Annotated in this window: 27 protein-coding genes; 15 read left to right on the forward strand and 12 right to left on the reverse strand. The window is 71.0% G+C overall.

The genetic code is table 11. The features are described from left to right. Nucleotides 1-2: 2 nt before the first annotated feature. From ACTT8P_RS23305 to ACTT8P_RS23315, 3 genes are all read right to left on the reverse strand, one after another. Nucleotides 3-398 (reverse strand): TOBE domain-containing protein, encoded by a 396-nt coding sequence (locus ACTT8P_RS23305; RefSeq protein WP_442833647.1) that lies wholly within the window; start codon nt 396-398, stop codon nt 3-5. Nucleotides 399-976: 578 nt separating this feature from the next. Then, the gene (locus ACTT8P_RS23310; protein ID WP_442833648.1) at nt 977-1,651 is read right to left on the reverse strand and encodes a hypothetical protein; all 675 of its coding nucleotides are present in this window, start codon (nt 1,649-1,651) and stop codon (nt 977-979) included. After that, complete coding sequence (locus ACTT8P_RS23315) at nt 1,648-2,883, reverse strand: AAA family ATPase (protein WP_442833649.1); 1,236 nt, start codon at nt 2,881-2,883, stop codon at nt 1,648-1,650. Before ACTT8P_RS23315 ends, ACTT8P_RS23310 begins: the two co-directional genes overlap by 4 nt. Before the next feature lie 344 nt (nt 2,884-3,227). Between ACTT8P_RS23315 and ACTT8P_RS23320 the strand changes: the two genes are divergently transcribed. After that, nucleotides 3,228-3,557, forward strand: coding sequence for a hypothetical protein (locus ACTT8P_RS23320; protein WP_442833650.1), 330 nt, complete (start codon nt 3,228-3,230; stop codon nt 3,555-3,557). Between the two features lie 53 nt (nt 3,558-3,610). Here ACTT8P_RS23320 and ACTT8P_RS23325 read toward each other — a convergent pair whose 3' ends face one another. From ACTT8P_RS23325 to ACTT8P_RS23340, 4 genes are all read right to left on the reverse strand, one after another. Then, a complete protein-coding gene (locus ACTT8P_RS23325; protein ID WP_442833651.1) occupies nt 3,611-4,360 on the reverse strand; it encodes a trypsin-like serine peptidase in 750 nt (249 codons plus the stop codon). A gap of 74 nt (nt 4,361-4,434) precedes the next feature. Further along, nucleotides 4,435-4,686 carry a hypothetical protein gene (locus tag ACTT8P_RS23330; protein ID WP_442833652.1) on the reverse strand — a complete coding sequence of 84 codons (252 nt, stop codon included), beginning with the start codon at nt 4,684-4,686 and terminating at the stop codon, nt 4,435-4,437. Nucleotides 4,687-4,974: 288 nt separating this feature from the next. Next, nucleotides 4,975-5,232 (reverse strand): hypothetical protein, encoded by a 258-nt coding sequence (locus tag ACTT8P_RS23335; RefSeq protein ID WP_442833653.1) that lies wholly within the window; start codon nt 5,230-5,232, stop codon nt 4,975-4,977. Nucleotides 5,233-5,268: 36 nt separating this feature from the next. Further along, nucleotides 5,269-5,460 (reverse strand): hypothetical protein, encoded by a 192-nt coding sequence (locus tag ACTT8P_RS23340; RefSeq protein WP_442833654.1) that lies wholly within the window; start codon nt 5,458-5,460, stop codon nt 5,269-5,271. Between ACTT8P_RS23340 and ACTT8P_RS23345 the strand changes: the two genes are divergently transcribed. Beyond that, nucleotides 5,438-6,037, forward strand: coding sequence for a phosphotransferase enzyme family protein (locus tag ACTT8P_RS23345; RefSeq protein ID WP_442833655.1), 600 nt, complete (start codon nt 5,438-5,440; stop codon nt 6,035-6,037). The genes ACTT8P_RS23340 and ACTT8P_RS23345 overlap by 23 nt on opposite strands. Here ACTT8P_RS23345 and ACTT8P_RS23350 read toward each other — a convergent pair. Beyond that, on the reverse strand, nt 6,009-6,554 hold the full coding sequence (locus ACTT8P_RS23350; protein ID WP_442833656.1) for an ATP-binding protein: 546 nt from the start codon (nt 6,552-6,554) through the stop codon (nt 6,009-6,011). The genes ACTT8P_RS23345 and ACTT8P_RS23350 overlap by 29 nt on opposite strands. Nucleotides 6,555-6,838: 284 nt before the next feature. Between ACTT8P_RS23350 and ACTT8P_RS23355 the strand changes: the two genes are divergently transcribed. The 4 genes from ACTT8P_RS23355 (at nt 6,839) to ACTT8P_RS23370 (ending at nt 9,449) form a co-directional block, all read left to right on the forward strand. After that, entirely contained in the window at nt 6,839-7,600 is a 762-nt protein-coding gene (locus tag ACTT8P_RS23355) for a helix-turn-helix domain-containing protein (RefSeq protein WP_442833676.1), read from the forward strand. Then, nucleotides 7,597-7,803: a DUF397 domain-containing protein gene (locus tag ACTT8P_RS23360; protein ID WP_442833657.1), complete on the forward strand. Its 207-nt coding sequence runs from the start codon at nt 7,597-7,599 to the stop codon at nt 7,801-7,803. Before ACTT8P_RS23355 ends, ACTT8P_RS23360 begins: the two co-directional genes overlap by 4 nt. Before the next feature lie 465 nt (nt 7,804-8,268). Beyond that, entirely contained in the window at nt 8,269-9,174 is a 906-nt protein-coding gene (locus tag ACTT8P_RS23365) for a HipA family kinase (RefSeq protein ID WP_442833658.1), read from the forward strand. Further along, on the forward strand, nt 9,171-9,449 hold the full coding sequence (locus ACTT8P_RS23370; protein ID WP_442833659.1) for a SelT/SelW/SelH family protein: 279 nt from the start codon (nt 9,171-9,173) through the stop codon (nt 9,447-9,449). The genes ACTT8P_RS23365 and ACTT8P_RS23370 overlap by 4 nt, the downstream gene beginning before the upstream one ends. 3 nt (nt 9,450-9,452) lie before the next feature. On the opposite strand, the gene aceB is transcribed toward ACTT8P_RS23370, so the two are convergent. Both aceB and ACTT8P_RS23380 read right to left on the reverse strand, forming a co-directional pair. Beyond that, on the reverse strand, nt 9,453-11,075 hold the full coding sequence (gene aceB / locus ACTT8P_RS23375) for a malate synthase A (RefSeq protein WP_442833660.1): 1,623 nt from the start codon (nt 11,073-11,075) through the stop codon (nt 9,453-9,455). A gap of 128 nt (nt 11,076-11,203) precedes the next feature. After that, nucleotides 11,204-11,857 carry a nucleotidyltransferase family protein gene (locus tag ACTT8P_RS23380; protein ID WP_442833661.1) on the reverse strand — a complete coding sequence of 218 codons (654 nt, stop codon included), beginning with the start codon at nt 11,855-11,857 and terminating at the stop codon, nt 11,204-11,206. A gap of 199 nt (nt 11,858-12,056) precedes the next feature. On the opposite strand from ACTT8P_RS23380, the gene ACTT8P_RS23385 reads away from it, so the two are divergent. After that, complete coding sequence (locus ACTT8P_RS23385; RefSeq protein ID WP_442833662.1) at nt 12,057-12,371, forward strand: DUF5955 family protein; 315 nt, start codon at nt 12,057-12,059, stop codon at nt 12,369-12,371. A gap of 41 nt (nt 12,372-12,412) precedes the next feature. Here ACTT8P_RS23385 and ACTT8P_RS23390 read toward each other — a convergent pair whose 3' ends face one another. Next, nucleotides 12,413-13,219 carry an IclR family transcriptional regulator gene (locus ACTT8P_RS23390; RefSeq protein WP_442833663.1) on the reverse strand — a complete coding sequence of 269 codons (807 nt, stop codon included), beginning with the start codon at nt 13,217-13,219 and terminating at the stop codon, nt 12,413-12,415. Nucleotides 13,220-13,482: 263 nt separating this feature from the next. Between ACTT8P_RS23390 and allB the strand changes: the two genes are divergently transcribed. The 8 genes from allB to ACTT8P_RS23430 all read left to right on the forward strand — a co-directional run bounded on the left by allB (nt 13,483) and on the right by ACTT8P_RS23430 (nt 21,401). After that, the gene (gene allB / locus ACTT8P_RS23395; RefSeq protein WP_442833664.1) at nt 13,483-14,820 is read left to right on the forward strand and encodes an allantoinase AllB; all 1,338 of its coding nucleotides are present in this window, start codon (nt 13,483-13,485) and stop codon (nt 14,818-14,820) included. Nucleotides 14,821-14,916: 96 nt separating this feature from the next. Continuing rightward, entirely contained in the window at nt 14,917-16,032 is a 1,116-nt protein-coding gene (gene alc, locus ACTT8P_RS23400) for an allantoicase (protein WP_442833677.1), read from the forward strand. 195 nt (nt 16,033-16,227) lie between these two features. Beyond that, nucleotides 16,228-16,854, forward strand: a complete 627-nt coding sequence (locus ACTT8P_RS23405) for a dihydrofolate reductase family protein (RefSeq protein ID WP_442833665.1) — start codon at nt 16,228-16,230, stop codon at nt 16,852-16,854. Nucleotides 16,855-17,009: 155 nt separating this feature from the next. After that, the gene (locus ACTT8P_RS23410; protein ID WP_442833666.1) at nt 17,010-17,405 is read left to right on the forward strand and encodes a ribonuclease domain-containing protein; all 396 of its coding nucleotides are present in this window, start codon (nt 17,010-17,012) and stop codon (nt 17,403-17,405) included. A 180-nt stretch (nt 17,406-17,585) separates the two neighbouring features. Then, on the forward strand, nt 17,586-18,350 hold the full coding sequence (locus ACTT8P_RS23415; RefSeq protein ID WP_442833667.1) for a GntR family transcriptional regulator: 765 nt from the start codon (nt 17,586-17,588) through the stop codon (nt 18,348-18,350). 215 nt (nt 18,351-18,565) lie between these two features. Beyond that, the gene (locus ACTT8P_RS23420; protein WP_442833668.1) at nt 18,566-19,570 is read left to right on the forward strand and encodes a sugar ABC transporter substrate-binding protein; all 1,005 of its coding nucleotides are present in this window, start codon (nt 18,566-18,568) and stop codon (nt 19,568-19,570) included. Further along, on the forward strand, nt 19,567-20,607 hold the full coding sequence (locus ACTT8P_RS23425) for an ABC transporter permease (RefSeq protein ID WP_442833669.1): 1,041 nt from the start codon (nt 19,567-19,569) through the stop codon (nt 20,605-20,607). The genes ACTT8P_RS23420 and ACTT8P_RS23425 overlap by 4 nt, the downstream gene beginning before the upstream one ends. Then, nucleotides 20,604-21,401, forward strand: coding sequence for an ATP-binding cassette domain-containing protein (locus ACTT8P_RS23430; protein WP_442833670.1), 798 nt, complete (start codon nt 20,604-20,606; stop codon nt 21,399-21,401). Before ACTT8P_RS23425 ends, ACTT8P_RS23430 begins: the two co-directional genes overlap by 4 nt. On the opposite strand, the gene ACTT8P_RS23435 is transcribed toward ACTT8P_RS23430, so the two are convergent. Further along, nucleotides 21,398-23,126, reverse strand: a 1,729-nt coding sequence (locus tag ACTT8P_RS23435) for a helix-turn-helix transcriptional regulator (RefSeq protein WP_442833671.1), incomplete at its 5' end; no start/stop codon positions are given. The genes ACTT8P_RS23430 and ACTT8P_RS23435 overlap by 4 nt on opposite strands.

Here is a 23,126-nt window from a genome sequence, read left to right on the forward strand (position 1 = left end):
TCTCACGCACGGTCGATATGCACATTGGTCGACTTCACGCGGGCGGTGGCCTCCATGCCGACCTCCAGGCCCAGTTCCTCCACGGCCTCCCGGGTCAGCAGCGACACCAGCCGGTGCGGTCCGGCCTGGATCTCGACCTGGGCGGCGACGTCGCCGAGCTTCACGGCGGTGACGATGCCGGGGAACGCGTTGCGCACCGAGGTGTACGAGGCGCCCTCCTCGCCGCCGCCGGCCTTGGCCAGTTCGACGGAGAACGCGGCCAGGTCCCGCCCGTCCACGAGCCGCCGCCCGGCCTCGTCCCGGTGTGTGGCCACCCGGCCCGCGTCCGCCCAGCGGCGCGCGGTGTCGGAACTGACGCCGAGCAGCCGCGCCGCCTGACCGATCGTGTAGGACTGCATGGGCGTCACGATACGTGACCGGTTTCCGGCGATGCGAAGGCCGCCTCCGCGCCGGTGAACCGGACCGTCGGACACCGGCACTCACCTGTCCTTCGGGCGGCCCAGCGGGCCCGGACCGTGTGCCCACCGGGCTCTACGGCCGCGATGTCAGGGCCTGGCCGGTGGTTCAGCCCCCTGCGCACCAGCCGCTCGTGCGGCGCGCGCTTCACGCCGCGGGCCGGATGCCGGAAGCGGGTTCTCGGGAGTTCTCCGGCCCCGTGCGGAAGCTGGTTGACTTCTTGCGCGCGGGCGGTCGACGCCGACCTCCGGTCGGGCGGTCCGTGCGCCGGCTGGACCGGATCCTGGACCGGGGATCGCCGAGGAACCGCTCCAACGCAAGCCGGGTGTCCTCGTCGGCGTTGCGGCGGCCGTCGGCCGCGCCTCGCCGTGACAGGCGGCGAAGGCATCGTGACGATCAGCATCAAAAATAGCGCCCACCCCTGACAACGAACCTGCCTGTTCCCCATCCTGGTCCGGGTCGAGAGAGCGGAAACGGTGCGAACGCGGCATACCGCCACGGGTGGCGACGGGCCCGGCCGTCAGCCCGCCCAGCCGACGAGGTCTGCCACGAAGTCGTCGTACGACTGGTTGGCGCCGCGCGGAGAGGAAATCAACCGGTGCTCCAGCGCCTCGCGCGCGACTGCCGGACCGTCGCTCTCCCGGAAGACCGGCGAGCCGAGCCCCCGCTTGAGCTCCTCCTTGGCGTCCTTGAGGCGACCGGTGTCCCGGTCGAGCAGACGGTCGGGGACCTTCCATCCCGGACGCACGTACGGGAAGGCATCCGGGAAGAGCAACAGCCAGCCCTCGCTCTCCCAGGCGGCGAGCGCGAGCGCGGTACTGAACTCCTGGCACTGGCGCGTGAGCTCGGCGGTCACTGTCTTGCGGACCCGCTCGTAGTGGGCACCGGTGTATCCGTCCAGGTCCTCGTGGACGACGAAGCCGACCAGTTCGGCGCGCTGCTGGCGCGCCTTGGCCCGCGCTTTGCCGGCCAGGGCCTTCACCGCGGCGGCGAGGTCCGGGCCGGTCTTCTTGCGCAGCCGCACCGGGTCGTTGATGCGGACCAGTTTGGCCGCGACGTCGACGTCGGGCTGGTGGGCACGTATGAGAGCGGCCAGGATCTCGCAGTCGTTCTGGTCCTCGCCGGCCAGCACGATGACGCCCCGCTGCCGCGCCCGGGACGCGCGCCCGCCGCCCTGCCGCCCACTGGGGGTCACAGCTCACCTCCGGTGAGATCGCCGCCCAGCACCCCGGAGAACCACAGCTCCCCGAGCGGTTGTTCGCCGGACTCCTCGACGATGTCCTTCACCTCGTCGACGGTGAGGGCCGGGATGATCGACGCGCCGTTCTCGTCGCGGTCGCACACCACGAATTCCTCCGGAAACAGCCGGTTGACGAGGGCGGGGGAGTGGGTGGCGACGATGAACTGCGTGCGTTCGGCGGCCTCGCGCAGCCGCTGCACGACGAGTGCCAGGGCCTGCGGGTGCAGCCCGTGGTCGATCTCCTCGATGCAGGTGAACGCCGGAGGGTGGGGATCGTAAAGCAGGGCGAGCAGTCCCAGCAGCCGTACCGTTCCGTAAGAGGCGTCGGCGAGCGGGGTCAGGCGGCGCAGGCCGCGCTCACGCAGTACGACGGTCAGTTGGTCGGTCGACCCGCCGACCTCCTCGAACTCGATGTTCTCCAACTGCGGCAGGACCGTGCGGGCATCGGCGACCAGGTCGTCCCAGATTTCCTCGCGGCCACTGAGGTGGATCAGGAACCCGGCCAGGTTCTCGGCGTGCGGGGAGAGGGCGGCGAAGTCCGCACCGCGCAGCCGGGTCGGCTGCCGGGCCGCGGTCACGTCGACGTCGAAGACCCGGAACGACGACAGCCGGTCGGCGACACGCGTCACCTCGTCCCCGCCGTCGGAAGGACCGAGCCGGGGGAGCGTGGACAGACCGCTGCTGAGCCTGCGGATGCCGAAGCTGCCGCTGTCCTTCGTCTGACCGGCCCGCTCGTCGAGGATGCGGGCCTCCTCACCCGAGATGGTGATACGCCGGCCCCGTCCCTGCCTGCGCTTGAACGCGAAGCTCTCCACGCGGGAGAGGGTGTGCGTCAGTCGCTTGCCGTCCCGGTTGGCGGGCAGGGACCGTCGCCGAATGGTCAGGTCGTACTCGTCGGGAGCGTTGAGGGTCGAGTTGCTGGTCCAGGTCGCCTTCAAGTGGATGCGCATGGAGGTCGGCGGCTTGTGCCCGCCCCAGAAGGCGACCTCGTCGAACCCGCCGCGCGCGTCGAGTGCCGGCTGAAGGTCCGTGCGGATGATGTCGGCCAGGAAGTCGAACACCTTCAGCACATTGGACTTGCCGGCGCCGTTCGGCCCCACCAACACCGTGAGCGGGCCGAGCGGCACGGTCACATCGCGCAGACTGCGGAAGTTCTCGACGTGCAGTTCGAGGAGACGACCGGGCATGGGGAACCTATCGGGTGGGTGCGAATGCGGCTTCCGCTCGCCATCGATATGTATCGATCGAGAGCGGAACGTCGTGGCTCAGCGTATCCGGGCCGACCGACATCGGTTCGCGTGTGCGGCGTGGTCACTCGCCGAGGAGCGACCCGTGTCCAGGACCGTCCGCACGGCCTGCCGGGCTCGGAGCGGCGGTCGGACACACTCCCGTCATCGGCCGGGGCGGCGACGAGGAGGAGGCCGCGGTCCGGATCCGCGTCGGGCTCCGTGAGGACGGCGGAGACACAGCCGCCCGCTTCTCGCCGGGCTGTGGCACGGTACTGGTGAGTGCGACTCGGGAGGGGAGCAGGATGACGCGCAAGCAGGTATGGGGCATAGCCGTGGCGGCCCTCGTGGCAGGTGGCGCCCTTGGATACGCGGTGGCGGCCGTCCAGGAGGACAAGACGCCTCAAGTGACGGTCGGCGCGCCGCAGTCGGCGGCGTCGCAGGTGCCGACATCCCGGGCAGAACTCGTCAAAGCGTGGACGGCCGAGCTGGAGCAGGCGGGCAAGGGACTGCCGGAGGGGTGGGAGATGCTGACCACCGACGAGATCCGGGGCCGCTACCTGCATCAGCGGATGCGCAACGCTCCGACCGCCGAGGACATCGACCCGGGCATGGGCCGCCGTGTGGACGAGTAGGGGAAAGACCCCGGCCCAAGGACAGGCCGAGGCCTCGCCGCGTGCCGGATGGATCAGTTCGCGTCGTTGATCGCGTTGATCACCGCGACGGCCTGGTCGCCGTGGTCGGACGAGTACAGGTGATCGTTGATCCGCTGGTCCTGGTCGTCGACATCGACGTGCGAGTTCGCCCCGACGATCTGACCCTCGGGGGTGGCCATGGGACCGCCGCTCGCGCCCGCCCCCATGTCGCAGTTCATTTCGAGCCGGTTGTCCAACGGGTACCAGTCGACCGCGTCCACGACGTCACCGGTGCAGTAGAACTGCGTGTACCCGTCCATGTCGGTGCGGTTGTAGCCCTCACCGGGGAACCCGGAGTCGATGATGTCCGGCCAGTCCGAGCCGTACCCGAACTTGTAGCCGAGCGCGCCCACGGTGTCGGTGAGGTTCGTGTAGCCGGCCGGGGCCTCGACGGTGAAGGCGGCCATGTCGCCCTCGTTGTAGTCCTGGTCCTGGGTCCACGCCTCCGGGGCCACGAACGACTGGGCGACCCACTCGCCCCACGGGGCGTCGTAGTCACCGGGGGTGTCGAGGCTTTCCTTGTAGCCGGGGATGAAGAGCACCAGGTCGTAGAAGCCGTCGGCGCCGCGCCCGTCGCCCGGGTGCACGCAGTGTCCCGCGGTCCAGACGGTGTTGTTGCCGTCGGCCGAGATCGAGGCGCCGCTGCAACCGTGCTCCTCGCCCGCGTCGTCGACGAACAGGATCTTGCCGACGATGATCGCGGGCGAGACCTGCGAGAACGGGACCTCCTGTGCGACCGGCATCTCGGGCACGTCGGCCGCCGCGGCCGCCGAGACACCCGTCTCGTCAGCGGGGAGGACCCGTGGAGCCTCGGCCTTCAGCTGCGGGGCAGCGTCCCTGGCCGCCTCCCGTCGGCTCCGGCCGCTGCCTCGGCGGCCGCGGCCTCGCGGGCGATGTCGACCCGGTCGTTCCTCTCGTTCGCCAGCGCGCGGGCGACTCTCTCGGGTGTCCAGAAGTCACGGACCTTCTGCGGATCGGTGGTCTGTTCGCCCGACGTCACACCGGGTACGGCGGGTGCTTGCCCGTCGGCCGCCGATGCGGTGGTGAGAGTGGCGGGGATCAGTGCCACGGCGAGCAATAAGGCGGTGGCAGCGCTGCGAGTGCGGCGTACGTGCACGGTTTCCGTACCTCTCGGTTGACGAATCGTCACGTACTGTCGCGCCTCGGAAGTGAACCACAGGCACTGGAGGTGATGAGTGACCTTCCAGTGAAGATTCAGCGGTCGACGCACACGGCCAACGGACTCGGGAGACGACGCGGTGCGTGAGGGCGTCAATCGTGAAGGCAGCGTCCCCGAAGTGCGCGGCCGCCGGGCCGTGGCGCAGGAGCGGTGCGCGGGTGCTGTCCTGCCACGGGGTCAGTCCCTGCGGCACCGCTCCTGAAGCTCCGTGAGGATCCCCTGCTCACGGTCGTTGACGTCACCGTCCACGGTGGCCACCCGTTCCGCCGCGTCGAGAACGTCACCGACATCACCCGGCTCGGCGTCCACACGCTTCCACACCTCGGCCGGGTCGATGTCGACGACCTGCGCGAGCTGCTCGTCGACCACCTGGTGCCGCTCCCGGACCAGCCTCACCAGATGCCGCATCAGCAGCGCCTCGTCGTCGGCGATCACGGCGTGAGGGTCCGCCCTGATGACGAGCCACGCGACTCACAGCATCAGTTGCGGGTGCCGACTGCGCTCGCTGATCCCTTCGGCGAGTTCGATCACCCGAGCCTCGTTGCGGAAGACGGCCCGGGCGTGCCGGCCGGCGACGAGCGTGGTGTAGCGGTTCAGCAGGACGGAGAGGGGGACGCCGACCAGGGGGATGCCGATCTTGATGACGTTGCGTTGCAGGAGCACCGAGGCGGGCGAGTTCCTCGCCCATATCCACGACCTGGCTCCCCAGGCCGATGGCCTCGACGACGTCCCCGTGGGTTCTCGCCGTCTCTCCTCCGGACATGTCGCCCAGATCTCCCAGTTCGGTGACCGAAAATTCGCACAGTGGCTCATGTCCCGACTCGACCGCGTTCGAGCCGCCGAGGCTGACATCCTCAGGGCGCCCTGCCTGATCCACGGGGATCTCTTCGACGACAACGTCATCGTCCGAGACGACGGCGGACTCTCCGTTCTGGACTGGGAGACGATCTCCATCGACGACCCACTGCTGGACCTGGGCATGGCAGCCGTGGGCCTTGCCCAGGACGAGGCAGGACTCCTGGCCACCGACCGCCTCCACACCCTGCTCGACGGCTACGAGAAGAGACGCCCCTTCACCGCGACGGACCGCGCGCTGCTTCCTCTGGAGATCGAGCACGCGGCACTGATCATCGCCTTTCACCGCTACTACCGTCACAACATCCGGTTCCCGAACCCGGAGAGGGCCACGTACCACCGGGCGATGGTCCGGTTCACGGAGTCAGTCGCGGGTCGCCTGTAGTACCGCGTCTCTGCGACTCCTTGTGATCGCCGGTGTCGCTGCCCACCAGCGGCGATGCCGGAAGAACCTGAAGGTCACCGGCCTGGTGGCCCGGTGCGGTGTCCAGGACCGCCCACACGGTCTTGCCGGGGCCGCCTCGCCGGTCTGTGACGCCCCAGTCGTCGGCCAGGGCGGCGACGAGGAGGAGGCCGCGGCCGGACTCGGCGTCGGGATCGGCGGCGGTGGCGACGGCGGGCCGGTGTTCGCCGAGGGTGTCGGAGACCTCCAGGCGCAGTCGCGTACCGTCCGCCTCGGCGGCCAGCCGTACGTGGAAGTCCCGTCCTGGCACGCGTCCGTGCTGCACGGCGTTGGCGGACAGCTCGCCTGCGATCAGGGCCATCGTCTTGTTGACGTGGCTGTCGTAGGGGTGGCCCCAGGTGTTCAGGCAGTACGCGACGAAGAGGCGGGCCAGGCGAGCGCCTCTCGGAGTTGAGGTAAAGGTCAGCACCAGTTCGGTGTCTGCGGGCGAGGTGTGCATGGAATCAGCGTTGCGGCTGGGCTGAGCCTGCCACCAGTGCGTAGGGCTGTACGGCGGCTCGCTGTACGGCGAGCAGAGCTGTCGGTAACCGGTGTGGGGGAATTGGGCCCGAGTCGGCGGACAGTCACGTTGTGTGTCTCTAGCGTGGGCGCGAGGTGAGGATCGCGGGCCGTACGCCGAGTGTCTGTACGGAGGCGTCCAGTTGGGTAGGCCAAGGAAAGAAGGCACCGTTGACAGCGAACGGCGACAACGATCTGGGCGTCCTGCGTTGCTTCGGGCAGCAGATGCGGCTGCTGCGGGAGGCTCGGGGGATGACGCGGGCCGAACTGGCCGCGAAGCTCGGGTACGGCGAGGCTCTGATCGAGTCGGTGGAACTGGGCCGACGCATCCCGAGGCCGGAGTTCATCGACGTGGTCGACGTGGTCCTGGAGGCCGGCGGCGTCCTGAAGGCCGCGAAGAAGGAGATGGCTCGAGCTCGGTATCCGGCGTTCTTCCGGGATGCGGCACAGTTGGAGGCGGAGGCAGTTGAGCTGCACGTGTACGCCAACCAGGCCGTGCCGGGGTTGTTGCAGACGGAGGCGTATGCGCGGGCGGTGTTCGGGGTGCTGCGGCCTCCGCTGGATGGGGCAGTTATCGATGAACGAGTTGCCGCGAGGTTGGCGCGACAGGAGATCTTCCACCGCAAGCCGCCTCCACTGATGAGCTTCGTCATCGATGAGTCGGTGCTGCGCCGTCCCTTGGGTGGTCGTGACGTATCGCGCGGGCAGTTGGAGAAAGTACTGCTGGTCGGGCACATGCGGCATGTGGAAGTGCAGGTCATGCCCCTGGGCCGCGAAGAGAACGCGGGGATGGCCGGTCCGTTCACCTTGATCGAGACGAAGGAAGAGCGCAGGATCGCGTATATGGAGGTGCAGAGCGTCAGCCGGGTGCACAGTGAGCGTGAGCCCGTCCGGGCTCTGGAAGCCAAGTACGGGACGCTTCGTGCTCAGGCGCTGACGCCCTGCGAATCACGCGGCTATGTCGAGAAGTTGTTGGGAGAGCTGTGAACACTGAGAAGCCCATAGCAGATGTGGGCGCCCTCCTGCGCTGGTTCAAGAGCAGTTACAGCAGTGAGGAGGGCGGCGAGTGCGTCGAAGTCGCCATTGGTGCCCACGTCGTTCATATACGGGATTCAAAGCATTTGATGCAGGACGGTCCGGTACTGACCACCAGTTCGGTGGCATGGCTGGCGTTGCTTGACGTGATGTGAGCTGGCCGGCGGTGTGACTCGTGCGGGGCGGCCCTGTAGATGGGCGAGCCGGTAGGTGGCAGCTCGGATGGTCGGCGCTTCTCTGCTCGAAGCGCCGACCGTTGCGACAGCACCGAGGCAGTCGACGCGGTTGACACGGCCCTGCGCTCCACCGACCCGACAACAGCCCGCCGTAACCTCCTCTCGCCGGAGATCCGACAGCTGATGGACCGCATGGCGCGTCACCGCTACCGCTACCGCCATCGCGTCCAGGTCCGCTGGCTGAAGGGTCACATCGGACATGACCTCAACGAAACCGCCGACGCGTTCGCTTCTCTCGGTGGCTGCCGGAAGCAACAATTGCCAGACCGCACTGACGATCACTCTCGGTTACTATGCACACTTGACGATGGGCGATCTCGCTCGATGAGTGGTTCGGGAGGCAGCCGTGACCTGTGAAGCCGGGAGGGCAAGTTGGCTGCGAACATGCTGAGACACGTCACCGCCACCCGCTACGTCGAACCCCTCACCTCCGGCGGCTCCGTCCCCGCCGTCGTCGAGGCCGATGACCTCGGCATGTACGTCGTGAAGTTCACCGGCTCCGCGCAGGGCCGCAAGGCGCTGGTCGCCGAGGTGATCGTCGGGGAGCTGGCGCGGGCGCTCGGGCTGCGCTTTCCCGAGCTGGTGCTGGTCGACTTCGATCCGGCGATCGCGGAGGGCGAGCCGCACCAGGAGGTACGGGAGCTGCACCTCGCCAGCGCCGGTGTCAACCTGGGCATGGACTTCCTGCCGGGCGCCGCCGACTTCACCCCCGAGGTGGCGAAGAGTTTCCCGGTCGATGCGCTGGAGGCGGGCCGGATCGTCTGGCTCGACGCGCTCACCGCCAACGTCGACCGCACCGTGCACAGCTCCAACCTGATGGTCTGGCCGACGTCCGGCACGGCCCGGCCGCACCTGTGGCTGATCGACCACGGCGCCGCCCTCGTCTTCCACCACCGCTGGGACGGCGCCGACCCGGGGAAGGCGTACGACCTGCGCCACCACGCGCTCGGCCACTACGCGCCCGACGTGCGGGCCGCCGACGCCGAGCTGGCGCCCAAGGTGACCGAGGCCCTGCTGCGCCGGGTCCTCCAGGAGGTCCCCGACGCGTGGCTGGCCGACTTCCCCACCCCGGACCAGGCCCGCGAGCGGTACGTGACGCATCTGCACGCGCGCGTGCGGGCCGCGGAGCGGTGGCTGCCCACTGATTTCCCCTCGCCGGAGGAACGCGCCGCCGAGGAGGCGCTCCGGGCGGCGCGCACCCAACGGGGCCGCCCGGACTGGCTGAAGCGGGTCCCCGACCTGCACGGCGAACCAGCGGTACAACAGGATGGGTCGGTGCATCTGGAATGAGCGGTCGGGTCGAGATCGAGTACTGCACCCAGTGCCGCTGGCTGCCGCGCGCGGCCTGGCTGGCGCAGGAACTGCTGACGACCTTCGAGGCCGAGCTGGACGAGCTGGCCCTCAAGCCCGGCACCGGCGGGGTCTTCGTGGTCCGGGCCGACGACGAGGTCGTGTGGGACCGCCGGGAGCACGGCTTTCCGGAGCCGACGGCCGTCAAACGGGCCGTACGCGACCGAGTGGCCCCGGGCAAGACCCTGGGCCACTCGGAGAAGAATCCCGGCTAGCGCTCAGCCCTTGAGCTGCTCGTACGCCGGCAGGGTCAGGAAGTCGGCGTAGTCCGCATCCAGCGAGACCGTCAGCAGCAGGTCATGCGCCTGCTGCCAGTTGCCGGCCGTGAACGCCTCCTCGCCCATCTCCACGCGGATGGCGGCCAGTTCCTCGGCGGCGACCTTGCGGGCCAGCTCGGCGGTGACCGGTTCCCCGTTGTCGAGCACCACCCCGGCGTTGATCCACTGCCAGATCTGGGAGCGGGAGATCTCGGCGGTGGCCGCGTCCTCCATCAGGTTGAAGATGGCGACCGCGCCGAGACCACGCAGCCACGCCTCGATGTAACGGATGCCGACCTGCACCGCGTTGACCAGGCCCGCGTAGGTGGGCTTGGCGTCCAGGGAGTCGATCGCGATGAGGTCGGCGGCCTCGACGTGGACGTCCTCGCGGAGCCGGTCCTTCTGGTTCGGCCTGTCGCCGAGGACCTTGTCGAAGGACTCCATGGCGATCGGCACCAGGTCCGGGTGGGCCACCCAGGAGCCGTCGAAGCCGTCGCCGGCCTCGCGGTCCTTGTCGGCGCGGACCTTCTCGAACGCCACCTTGTTGACCTCGGCGTCCCGGCGGGACGGGATGAACGCCGCCATGCCGCCGATCGCGTGCGCGCCGCGCTTGTGGCAGGTGCGGACGAGGAGTTCGGTGTACGCCCGCATGAACGGGGCCGTCATCGTCACCGCGTTGCGGTCCGGCAGCACGAACTTCGCGCCGCCGTCACGGAAGTTCTTCACGATCGAGAACAGGTAGTCCCAGCGGCCCGCGTTCAGGCCGGCGGCGTGGTCGCGCAGTTCGTAGAGGATCTCCTCCATCTCGTACGCGGCGGTGATCGTCTCGATCAGGACGGTGGCGCGGACGGAGCCCTGCGGGACGCCGACGTAGTCCTGGGCGAAGACGAAGACCTCGTTCCAGAGCCGGGCCTCCAGGTGCGACTCCGTCTTGGGGAGGTAGAAGTACGGGCCCTTGCCCTGGTCCAGCAGGCGCTGGGCGTTGTGGAAGAAGTACAGGCCGAAGTCGACCAGGGCGCCGGGCACCGGGGTGCCGTCGAGCCGGAGGTGGCGCTCGTCCAGGTGCCAGCCGCGCGGGCGCATGACGACCGTGGCGAGTTCCGCGTCGGCCTTCAGGCCGTAGGACTTGCCCGACTTCGCGTCCGTGAAGTCGATGTTCCGGGTGTAGGCGTCGATCAGGTTGAGCTGGCCGAGGACGACGTTCTCCCAGGTGGGTGCGGAGGCGTCCTCGAAGTCGGCGAGCCAGACCTTGGCGCCGGAGTTCAGCGCGTTGATGGTCATCTTGCGGTCGGTGGGGCCGGTGATCTCGACCCGACGGTCGTTCAGCGCGGCCGGCGCCGGGGCCACCTGCCAGGAGTCGTCCGCGCGGATCGCGGCCGTCTCGGGCAGGAAGTCGAGCGTGGCGGTGCGGGCGATCTCGGCGCGGCGCTCCGCGCGGCGGGCGAGGAGCTCGTCACGCCGGGGCGTGAACCGCCGGTGCAGCTCGGCCACGAAGGCGAGCGCCGCGTCGGTGAGCACCTCCTCCTGCCGGGGCAAGGGCTCGGCGTCGACGATGGCCAGCGGGGACGGCGCTGGTGCGGACATGAGCTGTCACTTCCTTCACAGGCACTTCTGAGCTTGGGGTGGCGTGAATGGATAGTAGTTTCCTCATGGTGGAAGTTCAATGTTTTGTTGATGTCGAGATACCGGCTGGTTCACCCAGGGCGGTCGCCTCACTCAAGGTGGCCGAGGTCGGCCTCGGTGTCGATGTCGTAGGGCTGGGCCACGTCCGCGCACTCGACGAGCGTGAGCGACTCCGCGTGCTCCTTCAGATAGGCGCGTGCCCCCCGGTCCCCGGTGGCAGTCGCGGTGACGCCCGCCCAGTGCGCCGCGCCGAGCAGCACGGGATGCCCGCGTACGCCGTCGTAGGCGGCCGAGGCCAGGGACGTCTCGTCCCGGAAGGCGGCGCGGACCCGGGCCAGCGCGGCGGCGCCGATACCGGGCTGGTCCACCAGGCAGACGAGCGCGGCCCGCGCACCCGTACCGGCTAGGGAGTCCAGCCCGGCGCGCAGTGAAGTGCCCATGCCGCGCTCCCAGTCCGGGTTCTCCACCAGGACACACCTGTCCTGGCTGTCCTGTCCGTCCCACCTGTCTCGCCCGTCCCGTCCGTCCCACCCGTCCAGGGCCGCGCGGGCGCGTACGGTGTCCGCCCGCGCCCCCAGAACCACGTGCACGCGGGCGCAGCCGCTCGCACGCAGGGCGTGCACGGCGTGCTCGGCCAGCGTGCGGCCGCGGTGTTCCAGCAGTGCCTTGGGGCGTCCGCCCAGCCGTCGCCCGCCGCCTGCCGCCAGCAGCAGGCCGGTGACCTGGTCTCCGTACTCCGTCATGGGTCCTGCATACCGGAGTTCGCGAACGACGCCCCGGGGAGCGGGGGGTTTCGGGGCGCTTAATTTCGGCCCCCGCTGTGGCGCGGGCGTACCGGGTGGCGTTTACTGACCCGCGTCCCTGTGCGCCCGACCAGCGCCACCGGGGGCCAGGGGAACGGAACGAGTGAGGGCGCACGACGGGGTGCGAGGGGGAGGGGCTGTGTTGCGTGGCGTGGGGCAGAAACGAATGGCCGACGGTGACGAGGACGTGCGGGTCAAGGAACTGCGGACCGCGGTGGCCGGGCTGCGCCGACGGCTCGCCGCGCTGCCCGCGGAGTTCCCCGACCGGGGCGTCGCCGAGGACGAGTTGGCCACGCTCGCCGCGATGGCGGGCGCCGGTGTGCCGGAGGTGCCGCGGCTGCGCCACTCCCTCCTGCTGCTGGCCGGCGCGATCGGCTCGGTCAGCGCCCTGTCGGCGGGCCTGAGGGAGGTCCGGCACGCGGTGGAGCTCTTCGGGGAGCCGCCGCGCTCCTGAGATCCCCGCGCTCCTGAGATCCCCGCGCTCCCGGGGTCCGCTCAGGCCGCCGAGCCGCCGCCCGAGGCGAGCAGGGTCTCGGACAGCTCCGCCGCCACCTGCCGCAGCACCGGCACGATCGTGGCGGTCGCGGCCTCGGTGACGCGGCCGGCCGGGCCGGAGATCGAGATGGCCGCGGCGGTGGGGGAGTCGGGCACCGGGACGGCCAGGCAGCGCACGCCGATCTCCTGCTCGTTGTCGTCGATCGCGTACCCCTGCCGCCGCACCTCCTCCAGCGCCGCCAGGAAGCCGTCCGGCGTGGTGATCGTCTTGTCGGTGGCGGCGGGCATCCCGGTGCGGGCCAGCAGCGCCCGCACCTCCTGCGGCGGGAACGAGGCGAGCAGCGCCTTGCCCACGCCGGTGGAGTGCGGCAGCACCCGGCGGCCCACCTCGGTGAACATCCGCATCGAGTGCTTGGACGGCACCTGCGCCACGTAGACGATCTCGTCCCCGTCGAGCAGCGCCATGTTGGCCGTCTCGCCGGTCTCCTCGACCAGCCGGGCCAGATGCGGCCGCGCCCAGGTGCCCAGCAGCCGGGACGCCGACTCGCCGAGGCGGATCAGCCGGGGGCCGAGCGCGTAGCGGCGGTTGGGCTGCTGCCGGACGTAGCCGCAGGCGACCAGCGTGCGCATCAGGCGGTGGATGGTGGGCAGTGGCAGGCCGCTGCTCGCGGACAGCTCGCTCAGGCCGACCTCGCCGCCCGCGTCCGCCATCCGTTCGAGCAGGTCGAAGGCGCGCTCCAGGGACTGGACGCCGCCGCTCGCGGAGGATTTGGCGGAGTCGGTGGTGCTGGCGCTGGACGTCGGCACGGCGCGTTCCTTTCGGGGCGGACGGGAGGGCAGAAGCCTACCCGGCGGCCGGTTGACCCCCTGCTTGTGCATAGCTACGTTCTGTCTGCCGAAATAGTAATTCCACTTTGTGGAAACGTCTAGGGGACGGCCGGGATCGGCCGGGATCGGCCGGGGGGTACCGGGTGCCTCTTGACGGCGGACGGACGCCGGGGAGAAGCTCCTTCAACAGAACGTTGAAGTCCGTTACGTGGCGGTAAACGTATACGCCGAGAGGGGTTCGGGTGTCCGAAGCTGAGCTGGTGCTGCGCTCCACGCGGGTGGTCACTCCCGAGGGCACGCGCCCCGCGTCGATCGAGGTGACCGGGGAGACGATCACGGCCGTCCGGCCGTACGACACCCCCGTCCCGCCGGGCGCCCGGCTGGAGGACGTCGGCGACCACGTCGTGCTGCCCGGCCTGGTCGACACCCACGTGCACGTCAACGACCCCGGCCGCACCGAGTGGGAGGGCTTCTGGACCGCCACCCGGGCCGCCGCGGCCGGCGGCATCACCACCCTCGTCGACATGCCGCTCAACTCCCTGCCGCCCACCACCACCGTCGAGCACCTCGACGTGAAGCGGCGGGTGGCCGCCGACAAGGCGCACATCGACGTCGGCTTCTGGGGCGGCGCGCTGCCCGACAACGTGAAGGACCTGCGCCCGCTGCACGAGGCCGGTGTCTTCGGCTTCAAGGCGTTCCTGTCCCCGTCCGGCGTGGACGAGTTCCCGCACCTCGACCAGGACCGACTCGCCCGCTCGCTGGCCGAGATCGCCTCCTTCGACGGCCTGCTGATCGTGCACGCCGAGGACCCGCACCAGCTAGCCGCCGCCCCGCAGCGGGGCGGCCCGCACTACCGGCACTTCCTCGCCAGCCGCCCGCGCGACGCCGAGAACACCGCCATCGCGGCCCTCATCGCGCAGGCGAAACGGTTCGACGCCCGCGTGCACGTCCTGCACCTGTCCTCCGCCGACGCCCTGCCGCTGATCGCCGCGGCCCGCGCCGAGAGCGTCCGCCTCACCGTCGAGACCTGCCCGCACTACCTGACCCTCACCGCCGAGGAGGTCCCGGACGGCGCCAGCGAGTTCAAGTGCTGCCCGCCCATCCGCGAGGCCGCCAACCAGGATCTGCTGTGGCAGGCGCTGGCCGACGGCACCATCGACTGCGTGGTCACCGACCACTCACCGTCCACCGCCGACCTCAAGACCGCCGACTTCGCCACCGCCTGGGGCGGCATCTCCGGCCTCCAGCTCAGCCTGCCGGCCATGTGGACCGCCGCCCGCGCCCGCGGCCACTCGATCGAGGACGTGGTCCGCTGGATGTCCGCGCGTACCGCCGCGCTGGCCGGGCTGACCCGGAAGGGTGCCATCGCGGCGGGCCGGGACGCCGACTTCGCGGTCCTCGCCCCCGACCGGACGTTCACCGTCGACCCGGCCGCCCTCCAGCACCGCAACCGCGTCACCGCGTACGCCGGCCGGACCCTGTACGGCGTCGTGCAGTCCACCTGGCTGCGCGGCCGGCGCGTGCTGCACGAGGGCGCGTTCAGCGAACCGAAGGGGCGGCTCCTCACCCGGACCGACTGACCGGCTCCGTGTCCGGGCCCTCTGGCCGTCTCCGCACCCGGCCCCCATGACCCTCTCCCGACCGTGCCCGACGACCGAAAGGCAGAACTGATCACCGTGACGGCGACCTCGATGTTCACCGGCGACGCGAACCCCTACGGAGGCGGTGACCCGTACGCGGACTACCGCACCGCCGACTTCCCCTTCACCCAGCACGCCAACCTCGCCGACCGGCGGCTCGGCGCCGGTGTCGTCGCCGCCAACGACGAGTTCTTCGCCCAGCGGGAGAACCTGCTGGTGCCCGAGCGGGCCGAGTTCGACCCCGAGCGCTTCGGCCACAAGGGCAAGATCATGGACGGCTGGGAGACCCGCCGCCGCCGCGGTGCCGCCGCGGACCACCCCTGGCCGACCGCCGACGACCACGACTGGGCGCTGGTCCGGCTCGGCGCCCCCGGCGTGATCCGCGGCATCGTCGTCGACACCGCGCACTTCCGCGGCAACTACCCGCAGGCGGTGTCGGTGGAGGGCACCTCGCTGCCCGGCTCCCCGTCCCCCGAGGAACTCCTCGCCGACGACGTGAAGTGGACGACCCTCGTCCCCCGTACCGAGGTCGGCGGCCATGCGGCCAACGGCTTCGCGGTCGACGTCGAGCAGTGCTTCACCCACCTGCGGGTCAAGCAGCACCCCGACGGGGGCATCGCCCGGCTGCGGGTGCACGGCGAGGTGGTCCCGGACCCGGCGTGGCTCGCCGCGCTCGGCACCTTCGACGTGGTCGCCCTGGAGAACGGCGGCCGGGTCGAGGACGCCTCGGACCTCTTCTACTCGCCGGCCACCAACACCATCCAGCCGGGCCGCTCCCGCAAGATGGACGACGGCTGGGAGACCCGGCGCCGCCGCGACCGGGGCCACGACTGGATCTCGTACCGGCTGGCCGAACGCTCCGGCGTCCGCGCGGTGGAGATCGACACGGCGTACCTGAAGGGCAACTCGGCCGGCTGGGCCTCGGTGTCGGTCAAGGACGGCGAGGCCGGCGAGTGGCGCGAGATCCTGCCCCGCACCCGCCTCCAGCCCGACACCAACCACCGCTTCGTCCTCCCCGAGGAGTCCGTAGGCACGCACGCGCGCGTGGACATCTATCCGGACGGCGGCATCTCCCGGCTGCGCCTGTTCGGCGCCCTCACCGGGGACGGCGCGGCCCGGCTGGCCGCCCGCCACCAGGAACTGGGCGGCTGACCCGGGAGGCGACCCGGCTGTCCGGCCGGTTCGGCGGACAGCCGTCACCCTGTCCCTGGAGGGCGACGGCCGGGTCATCGTCTCCAGTCGCCGGCCGTGCCGCGATGAGTTCCGGGTGCCGGTGGGGTCTGCCCTGATGACAGCGGACTCTCCGCGCCGCACGCGCGGGACGCGCACGAAAGGCAGGCACCCGCCATGGGCAAGCTCGTCCTCACCACCTTCGTCACCCTCGACGGCGTCTACCAGGGGCCTGGCGGCCCCGGGGAGGACACCCGCGACGGCTTCACCCACGGCGGCTGGACCGTCCCCTACGACGACGAGGACTCCGGCCGCTTCATCCTCGGCCTCTACGACCGAGTCGGCGCCTTCCTGCTGGGCCGCCGTACGTACGACATCTTCGCCGGGTACTGGCCGAAGGTCACCGACCCCGCCGACCCGGTCGCCTCGAAGCTGAACACCCTGCCGAGGTACGTCGCCTCCACCACCCTCACCGACCCCGGCTGGACCGGCACCACCGTGCTCGGCGCCGACCTCGCCAAGGAGGTCACCGCCGCCAAGGAACGCACCGACGGTGAGCTCCTGACGCACGGCAGCGGCGTCCTGGCCCGCTCCCTGCTCGCGCTCGGCCTCGTCGACACCGTCCACCTGCTGACCTACCCGGTGGTCCTGGGCGCCGGCCGCCGGCTGTTCGCGGAGGGCTCCGTGCCGACCGCCTTCCGGCACACCGGCGGCCGGGTCACCGCGAAGGGCGTGAGCATCCAGTCGTACGAGCCGGCCGGACGCCCCGAGTACGGCACGTACGAACTGCCGGAGAACGGCTGACACCGGTGTCGTTCGGGGAGCCGGGCTACGCCGCCGACACACCGGGCGGGTCGGAGAGCCGTGGGTTAACCGCGTGAAAACTCATCGGACGGGACGGGAGAAATCTTCCCCCTTGTCATTGACATGCCATCATCTACGCGCGTCATCATAGGGACATGCGATTCCCCCCACACGCCGCCCGCATCGGCGCGGCCGCCGCAGCCCTGACCGCCCTGCTCGTGGGCGGCACCGTCTCCGCGACCACCGCCACCGCCGCCCCCGCGGCGGTCGGCAGCATCTGCTACAGCGACCTGCCCTCCCAGGCGCACGACACCCTCGACCTGATCGAGCAGGGCGGCCCCTACCCGTACGACCAGGACGGGACCGTCTTCCAGAACCGCGAGGGCATCCTGCCCAGCCAGTCCAGCGGTTACTACCACGAGTACACGGTGATCACCCCCGGCTCCTCCACCCGCGGCGCCCGCCGCATCGTCACCGGTGAGGACTACCAGGAGGACTACTACACCGCCGACCACTACGTCTCCTTCGACCTGGTCGACTACGCCTGCTGAAACCCAGTAGTTCCGGCGACTGCCGCACGCCCACAGACCCTCGCCCCGCGGACCCCCCACCCACACCGGCCGCGGGGCGAGACCTTTGGGCCGCCGCCATGTCCGGACAACCCGCCGCCATGTCCGGACAACCGGACTGCGCAACTTCCCGTCAACAACGCGCGGAGCTACGCTCGCCACGTGCCGAAACCAGAAGTCGACCCGCCCGCGACGCCAGACCTCGGCGTGGACCGGACCAGTCCGGTGCCGCTGTACTTCCAGCTGTCGCAGCAGCTGGAGGCGGCCATCGAGCAAGGCGTCCTCACGCCGGGCAGTCTGCTGGGCAACGAGATCGAACTGGCCGCCCGGCTCGGCCTGTCCCGGCCCACGGTCCGCCAGGCCATCCAGTCACTGGTCGACAAGGGCCTCCTGGTGCGCCGCCGAGGCGTCGGCACCCAGGTCGTCCACAGCCAGGTCAAGCGCCCCCTGGAGCTGAGCAGCCTCTACGACGATCTGGCGGCGGCGGGACAGCGCCCCGGCACGCAGGTCCTGGTCAACGACGTCGTCCCGGCGACCGCCGAGGTCGCCGCCGCGCTCGGGGTGGCCGAGGGCGGCGACGTGCACCACATCGAGCGGCTGCGCCTGACCCACGGCGAACCGATGGCGTACCTGTGCAACTACCTCCCGCCCGGCCTCCTCGACCTGGACACCGGCCACCTGGAGAGCACCGGCCTGTACCGCCTGATGCGCGGCGCCGGCATCACCCTGCACAGCGCCCGCCAGTCCATCGGCGCCCGCGCCGCCACCGCCGCCGAGGCCGCGCGGCTCGACGAGACCGAGGGCGCCCCGCTGCTCACCATGCGGCGCGCCACGTACGACGACACCGGCCGCGCGGTCGAGTACGGCACCCACACCTACCGGCCGTCCCGCTACTCGTTCGAGTTCCAGCTCCTGGTGCGGTCCTGAGGTCGGTCCTGGGGTCGGTCCTGGGGTCGGGCATATGCCCCCGGCGTGTCGCGCCCGACACCCATGCCCGACAATAGGGCGTTTGGGTTGGTGGGCGCACCGGCCCTCGCGTAGGACAGAACCACGACAGAACCACGACCGCACGCGGCAAGACCGCACGCACGCAGCAACACCGCACACCGCAAGACAGCACAGAGCAAGAAGGGCACCGCCTCGTGGCACGGTTTCGGACCTGGACAGGCATCGCGCTGGCAGGGGCATTGTCACTCTCCCTCGTCGCATGCAGCAGCACCGGCGGCAAGCGCGCCGAGGACGCCCGCAAGGCCGCCGCGGCCCAGGGGAAGGCGGCGGTGAACACCCCCCGCTGGACCGTCGCGATGATCACTCACTCGGGCGACGGCGACACCTTCTGGGACATCGTCCAGAGCGGCGCGAAGCAGGCCGCCGTCAAGGACAACATCAACTTCCTGTACTCCCACGACGACGAGGCCCAGCAGCAGGCGCAGCTGGTGGACGCCGCCGTGGACAAGAAGGTCGACGGGATCATCGTCACGCTGGCCAAGCCGGACGCGATGAAGGCCGCCGTCGCCCGCGCGGTGCAGGCCGGCATCCCGGTGGTCACCGTGAACTCGGGCTCGGCCGAGTCCAAGGAGTTCGGCGCGCTCACCCACATCGGGCAGGACGAGACGATCGCCGGCGAGGCGGTCGGCGAGGAACTGAACGAGCGGGGCCGCAAGAGCGCCGTCTGCGTCCTGCACGAGCAGGGCAACGTCGGCCACGAGCAGCGCTGCGACGGCGTGGCGAAGACCTTCGACGGCAAGCTCCAGCGGCTCTACGTCACCGGCACCAGCATGCCGGACGTGCAGTCCGCCCTCGAGGCCAAGCTCCAGACCGACAAGAGCGTGGACACCGTGGTCACCCTCGGCGCCCCGTACGCGGACACCGCCGTCAAGGCCAAGCAGGGCGCGGACAGCAAGGCCGAGATCGACACCTTCGACCTGAACGCCAAGGTGGCGGCCGGCCTGAAGGACGGCACCCTCGGCTTCGCCGTCGATCAGCAGCCCTACCTCCAGGGCTACGAGGCGGTCGACCTGCTGTGGCTCTACCGGTACAACGCCGACGTCCTCGGCGGCGGGCAGCCGGTGCTCACCGGCCCGCAGATCATCACCAAGGACGACGCCGACGCGCTGGCCGACTACACGGAGCGGGGCACCCGATGAGCGCCGCCGACGCCCCGGTCGCCGACGAAAGGATTCTGCGGACCTCTCCGCTGCGGAACCTCCTCGGCCGTCCCGAGCTGGGCTCGGTCGTCGGCGCGATCGCCGTCTTCGTCTTCTTCGCCCTGGTCGCCGACAGCTTCCTGCACGCCGCCAGCCTCAGCACGGTCCTGTACGCCTCCTCCACCATCGGCATCATGGCCGTACCGGTCGCGCTGCTGATGATCGGCGGCGAGTTCGACCTGTCGGCGGGCGTCATGGTGACCTCCTCCGCCCTGCTGTCGTCGATGTTCAGCTACCAGATGACCGCCAACGTCTGGGTCGGCGTCGGCGTGTCCCTGCTGGTCACCCTCGCCATCGGCGCCTTCAACGGCTTCATGCTCAGCCGCACCAGGCTGCCCAGCTTCATCATCACGCTGGGCACCTATCTGATGCTGATCGGCATGAACCTCGGCTTCACCAAGCTGATCGACGAGACCGTCTCCACCAAGTCCATCGCCGACATGGACGGCTTCGCCTCCGCCAAGGACGTCTTCGCCTCGACGATCACCATCGGCGGTGTCGGCTTCAAGGTGACCATCCTGTGGTGGCTCGCGCTGGTCGCGTTGGCGAGCTGGATCCTGCTGCGCACCCGCGCCGGCAACTGGATCTTCGCGGTCGGCGGCAACCAGGACGCCGCCCGCGCGGTGGGCGTCCCGGTGACGAAGACCAAGATCGGCCTCTACATGGGGGTCGCCCTCGGCGCCTGGATCTCCGGCCAGCACCTGCTCTTCTCGTACGACGTCGTGCAGTCCGGCGAGGGCGTCGGCAACGAGCTGATCTACATCATCGCGGCCGTCATCGGCGGCTGTCTGATCACCGGCGGCTACGGCAGCGCGGTCGGCTCGGCGGTCGGCGCCCTGATCTTCGGCATGACCAGCAAGGGCATCGTCTTCGCCGAGTGGAACCCCGACTGGTTCAAGTTCTTCCTCGGAGCGATGCTGCTCCTCGCGACCCTGCTCAACGCCTGGGTCCGCAAGCGCGCGGAGGCCACCAAGTGACGACTCAGCCCACCGATACCCGTACCGCGCTGGTGGAGCTGTCCGGCGTCAGCAAGCAGTACGGCAATGTCCGGGCCCTGGAAGGGGTGTCCCTGGCGGCGCACGCCGGTGAGATCACCTGTGTGCTCGGCGACAACGGGGCCGGCAAGTCCACCCTCATCAAGATCATCGCGGGCCTTCACCAGCACGACGGCGGCACCCTGACCCTGGACGGCGAGGAGACCCGGCTCTCCTCGCCGCGCGACGCCCTGGACCGCGGCATCGCCACCGTCTACCAGGACCTGGCCGTCGTCCCGCTGATGCCGGTGTGGCGCAACTTCTTCCTCGGCTCCGAACCGCGCAAGGGCGTCGCCCCCTTCAAGCGGATGGACGTCGACCTCATGCGCCGCACCACCCGCGCGGAGCTGCTCCGCATGGGCATCGACCTGCGCGACGTAGACCAGCCCATCGGCACCCTCTCCGGCGGCGAGCGCCAGTGCGTGGCGATCGCCCGCGCGGTGTACTTCGGCGCCAAGGTGCTGGTCCTGGACGAGCCGACCGCGGCGCTGGGCGTCAAGCAGTCCGGGGTCGTACTGAAGTACGTGGCCGCCGCCCGGGACGAGGGCCTGGCCGTCGTCTTCATCACCCACAACCCGCACCACGCGTACCTGGTGGGCGACCGTTTCGTGCTCCTGAAGCGCGGCACCATGGTCGGCAACCACACCCGCGACGAGATCACCCTGGACGAGCTGACCCGGCAGATGGCCGGCGGCAACGAACTGGACGATCTCCGCCACGAGCTGCGGCGGCGCTAGCCCCGGTCCCGGAGCGGGCCCTCCAGGAGGTCGCGCAGCTGGGACCGGGCGGTGACGCCCAGCTTGGGAAAGCTGCGGTAGAGGTGCGAGCCGACCGTACGCGGGGAGAGGAACAGTTTCTCGCCGATCTCGCGGTTGGTCAGCCCGCGCGCGGCCAGCTCGACGATCTCCCGCTGCTGCGGGGAGAGCCCGGCGAGCGCGTCGGCGGCGGTGCCCGTGGCCGGGTCCCCGCCCGCGCCCGTGCCCGAGGTCGCGTCCGTGGTGTCGAGACCGGCGGCGCGCGCCTCGGCCCGGGCCCGCGCTGCCCACGGCTCGGCGCCGAGCCGGCGGAAGACCTCCAGGGCCTCGGCGAGCGGCCCGCGCGCCTCGGCGATCCGTCGGCGCCGCCGCAGCCACTCGGCCAGTTCGAGCAGCGTCTGCGCCCGCTCGAAGGGCCAGTGCGCCAGCACCGGGTCCGCCAGGGCGGCCCGGAAGTGCGGCTCGGCGCCCGCCGGGTCCCCGGGGTCGGCCAGCAGGCCACGGGCCCGGCCGAGCAGCGCCCGCAGCCGGGGCGAGGCGTCGTCGCCGAGGGCGCGCGCGGTCCGCTGCACGACCTGGACAGCTTCCGCGCGCCGACCGCAGCGCACCGCGGCGGCGGCCAGCTCCGCGACAGCCGGGTAGGACGCGTGGTAGTGCACCGGCGCGCCGTCCGCGTCGAACACCATGCGGAACTGCTCGTACGCCGTCTCGTACGCCCCTTCCGCGGCCGCCGCCGCACCGAGCGCGCGGCGCGCGAAGACGGCGACCGAGCGGCTCTCCAGCGGATCGATCGCGGCGAGCGCCGCACCGGCCCGGGCGCGGGCCGCCGCGACCTGCCCTTGGAAGGCCAGCACGGTGGCCGACACGGCCGCCGCACAGGCCACAGCGTGGTCCAGACCGGCCGCCCGGCCGACCGCGGTGGTACGGGCGCAGGCCGCGAGCGCCTGGTCCCACCTCCCGCGCTCCACGTAGGCCCAGGCGATCGCGCCGCCCAGCCCCTCCGGCAGCGCGCCCTGCGCCTCCCAGCGGTCGAATGCCTCGTCGAAGGCGCGCACCGCCCGCGGGGTCTCGTCCAGCAGCCAGGCCATGATCCCGACCATGGTGAGCCGCTCCGGCGCGGCCGCCGCCCACGTCGTCAGCGCGGGCAGCAGGGCGACCAGCGCGTCCCGGCCGTCGAAGGGGTCCGCCACGGTGCGTATCCAGGCGGGCGGTCCCGCGTTCCCGTCGTTTCCGGGTGCTTCCGACAGGCGCCGCAGGATGTCCTGGACACGTCGGCGGTGGTCGTCCCGGCCGGAGTAGTAGCGGACCACCGCGGCGTCGGCCAGCAGGTCCAGCGCGGCGCCGGGCCGGGCGGCGGCCATCGCCTCGGCCGCGTCGGCCAGCCGGGGGAAGACCGCGGAGTGCCGTACGGTCAGCGCCGCCAGCCGGCCGGCCTGCGCGGTGGCACGGGCCAGCAGCGCGCTGTCGTCGGTACGCGCGCGTGCCGCCGCGGTCAGTTCCTCGACCCAGGGCAGATCCCCGGTGAACACGGCCGCGCCGGCGGCCTCGACCAGGAGCCGGGCGCTGTCCGCACGCCGTGGCGCCAGTTCGGCGGCGTGGCGCAGGGCCTCGGCCGCCGCCGCGTGGCCGCCGCGCCGGCGGGCCCGGCCCGCGGTGCGTTCCAGCTCCGCCGAGACGGCCGGGTCCGGGCCCGCCGCCCCGGCGGCG

The sequence above is a fragment of the Streptomyces sp. JW3 genome (assembly GCF_052216785.1).
Classification (GTDB): domain Bacteria; phylum Actinomycetota; class Actinomycetes; order Streptomycetales; family Streptomycetaceae; genus Streptomyces.

Bases quoted from the DNA above. Each gene is read 5' to 3' on its own strand.
- ACTT8P_RS23405 (WP_442833665.1), top strand. From the start codon at position 16,228: ATGGGCAAGCTCGTCCTCACCACCTTCGTCACCCTCGACGGCGTCTAC.
- ACTT8P_RS23355 (WP_442833676.1), top strand. From the start codon at position 6,839: ATGCGGCTGCTGCGGGAGGCTCGGGGGATGACGCGGGCCGAACTGGCC.
- ACTT8P_RS23370 (WP_442833659.1), top strand. From the start codon at position 9,171: ATGAGCGGTCGGGTCGAGATCGAGTACTGCACCCAGTGCCGCTGGCTG.
- ACTT8P_RS23380 (WP_442833661.1), bottom strand. From the start codon at position 11,857: ATGACGGAGTACGGAGACCAGGTCACCGGCCTGCTGCTGGCGGCAGGC.
- ACTT8P_RS23365 (WP_442833658.1), top strand. From the start codon at position 8,269: ATGCTGAGACACGTCACCGCCACCCGCTACGTCGAACCCCTCACCTCC.
- ACTT8P_RS23315 (WP_442833649.1), bottom strand. From the start codon at position 2,883: ATGCCCGGTCGTCTCCTCGAACTGCACGTCGAGAACTTCCGCAGTCTG.
- ACTT8P_RS23350 (WP_442833656.1), bottom strand. From the start codon at position 6,554: ATGCACACCTCGCCCGCAGACACCGAACTGGTGCTGACCTTTACCTCA.
- aceB (WP_442833660.1), bottom strand. From the start codon at position 11,075: ATGTCCGCACCAGCGCCGTCCCCGCTGGCCATCGTCGACGCCGAGCCC.
- ACTT8P_RS23320 (WP_442833650.1), top strand. From the start codon at position 3,228: ATGACGCGCAAGCAGGTATGGGGCATAGCCGTGGCGGCCCTCGTGGCA.
- ACTT8P_RS23325 (WP_442833651.1), bottom strand. From the start codon at position 4,360: ATGCCGGTCGCACAGGAGGTCCCGTTCTCGCAGGTCTCGCCCGCGATC.
- ACTT8P_RS23305 (WP_442833647.1), bottom strand. From the start codon at position 398: ATGCAGTCCTACACGATCGGTCAGGCGGCGCGGCTGCTCGGCGTCAGT.
- ACTT8P_RS23410 (WP_442833666.1), top strand. From the start codon at position 17,010: ATGCGATTCCCCCCACACGCCGCCCGCATCGGCGCGGCCGCCGCAGCC.
- ACTT8P_RS23345 (WP_442833655.1), top strand. From the start codon at position 5,438: ATGACGTTGCGTTGCAGGAGCACCGAGGCGGGCGAGTTCCTCGCCCAT.
- ACTT8P_RS23425 (WP_442833669.1), top strand. From the start codon at position 19,567: ATGAGCGCCGCCGACGCCCCGGTCGCCGACGAAAGGATTCTGCGGACC.